This is a genomic window from Streptomyces sp. NPDC055815, assembly GCF_053616475.1.
The window spans coordinates 1-2573 of sequence record NZ_JBSHDU010000177.1; the positions used below are offsets into that span (position 1 = coordinate 1).

Genomic DNA, 2573 nt, shown 5'->3' on the forward strand with positions numbered 1-2573 from the left:
CTGTCAACGGCCATGTAGTTCTCCCCAGAGGCGGCCAGTAGTTCTCCCCACGGACGGCCAGTGGAAGTTCCCCGGTGGCGGCCAGATATATCCCCGCCCTCGGTCGGTGTGGATCAGCTGAAGGGCTTCACTCCCTTTCCGGTGGTGGCCTCGGTGAAGCGGAACGAGTCACCCTGAGTGACGGTGACGTGGGCATGATGGAGGAGCCGGTCGACGGTCGCGGTGGCCAGGGTCTTGGGCATGATCTCGTCGAACCCGGACGGGTGAAGGTTGCTGGAGACCGCGATCGAGCGTCGTTCATAGGCCGCGTCGACCAGGCGGTAGAAGCCCTCGGCCGCATCCTCGGAGACGGGCAGCAGGCCGATGTCGTCGACGATGATCAGGTCCGAGCGGACGATCTTCGCGAGGGCCCGGGCGATGGAGTCGTCCGCGCGGTGGCGGCGGACCAGCGCGCCCAGGTCCTCGATGGTGAACCAGGCGACGGCCAGGCCGGCCTCGACCGCGGTCTGCCCGAGTGCCTCGGTGAAGTGCGACTTTCCCGTCCCCGACGGTCCACAAATACAAAAATTCTCCCGGCGGCCGACCCATTCCAGGCTCTTGAGCGCGTCTTGGGTGGCCCTGGGGATGGACGACTTGTTCTCGTGCCAGTCCCCGAACGTCTTGCCGGTGGGGAAGCCGGCTCGCTTGCGGCGGGTGTGGAGGTTGGCGCGGTCGCGACCGGCGGCTTCCTCGGCGAGGAGGACACGGACGACCTCCGCCGGGTCCCAGCGTTGGGCCTTCGCGGTGGGGATGATGTCGGTCAGCGACCTGCGGATGTGCGGGAGTTTGAGCCGCTTGGTGAGTTCGATGGCCTCGGCGAGCGGGTCGCCGTTGGTGCCGTGAACGGTGCGAAGAGGGGTGGCCATCAGAGGTGGTCGCTTTCGTCGTACTCGGGAAGATCAGAGGTGCTCGGGGTGGCGGCGCCGAGGGCGGACCAGGCGGAGGTGCCCGGCTGCAGCGAGTGGTTCTCGCTGCGGCGGACCGGCTCGGTGATCCCGTGAACGGACTGGTAGTCGAGGATCGACATGAGGTCCTTGTCCGCGAAGCGGGCGGTGACCGCGGCGGTGCCGAGCGCGCGGTCGACTTCCGCTGCCGAGTAGAGCTTCGAGAGCGCGACGGCCTCGGCCATCTTCGCCTTGATCCGGCGGACCCCGGCCGCCCCGGCCTCGACAAGCCAGCTCGCAGCACCCGGGCCGAGCTGGAGGAATGCGGCCTCCTCAGCGGTGACCGCCTTCGGAGTCCGGTCGGCTTCCTTGTCCTCGCGCGGCGGATAGTGGTCATCGGCCAGGACCGGCGAGCCGGGCTCGCCGCGCAGGTGGCGGGCGACCTCGCGGGCGGAGCCGTCCTCGTCGACCGCGGTGACGATCAGCTCGTCGCCGTGGAAACGGGCCCAGACGCGGGTGTCGATCAGCTCGTGCGGGACCGAGTAGCGGACCGCTTCGACCGAGATCGTCGATTCCCAGGTGACCCGGCGGGTGGTGCCGAAGGTCGCGGTGAACGGCTCGCGCGGCAGCGGGTGCAGCCGCTGCCGTTCCTCCGCGACCCGGTCGAGGGGCTTGCTCCGAGTCGCCCGGTGCGTGCGGGAGTTGACCTCGTCGCAGAAGACCCGGCAGGCCGCTTCGAGTTCGCCGAAGCTCTTGTAGTTCTCGCGGAGGTTCACGTCCTTCGGGACCAGGTCGGCCTTCGCGATCTTCACGGTCGACTCCGATCCGCCCTTGGTCTCGGGGTCGGCCGGCAGACACGTTCGTATGGTCGTGCCGTAGTGCCGGGCGACCTCGACGATCTCCGGATTGCGGACGGCGATCCCGGCGACGTGGTCGGTGGTGACCGTTTTCTCGTTGTCCGTGAGCACGAACGCCGGGACCCCGCCGATCCGGCGGAACGTTGCGTCCAGAGCCGCGGTGATCGTCGGTAGCGTCTTGTCCCAGATCGGGATGACGACCCGAAAACGGGACCAGGCCAGCCATGCGCAGAACAGCGTGGTCTTGCGGCCGCCGATGACCGGGCCGTCGCCGAAGTCGTACTGAAGCCAGAGTCCGGGCTCGGTCACCCACGGCCGGTAGATCCGGCGCCGACCTGCCCTGAACTGGGATTTTGCCTCGGCGACGGTGCGGCGGGTGGTGCGTTCCCCGCCCGTGAAGCCCATCGCGGTGATCCGCTTGTGGACCACGTCCGCGCGGATCTTGCCCTGCGAGCGGACCACCAGTTCCTCGATCTTCGGCAGATAGTCGTCGATCTTCCTGGCCCGGTGACGGTGCTGGCCAGGGTTCTGGCCGGCGGCCCGCATCTTCACATAACGGGCCACCGTGTGGTGGTCGCACCCGGCCAGCTCGGCCGCAGCGCGGTAACTCCCCGTGAGGTCGTAAGCCTCAAGGATTTCCATGATCTCCCTGCTGTTCTTCACCCGCTCAAGCGTCGCCGAGCAGGACTTGTCGGGGCGAGCGGGGAGAAATCTGGCCGTACGCGGGGAATCCCGTGGCCATCAGTGGGGCGGTAAATGGCCGCCTATGGGGAGCTTGTCATGGCCGCCGTCA

2 protein-coding genes are annotated in these 2573 nt (G+C 68.2%); both read right to left on the reverse strand.

Translation table 11 applies throughout. The features are described 5' to 3' along the window. Nucleotides 1–113: 113 nt before the first annotated feature. Entirely contained in the window at nt 114–905 is a 792-nt protein-coding gene (gene istB / locus ACWGN5_RS41790) for an IS21-like element helper ATPase IstB (RefSeq protein WP_453524256.1), read from the reverse strand. Next, on the reverse strand, nt 905–2443 hold the full coding sequence (gene istA, locus ACWGN5_RS41795) for an IS21 family transposase (RefSeq protein ID WP_453524258.1): 1539 nt from the start codon (nt 2441–2443) through the stop codon (nt 905–907). Before istA ends, istB begins: the two co-directional genes overlap by 1 nt. Between the last annotated feature and the right edge of the window lie 130 nt (nt 2444–2573).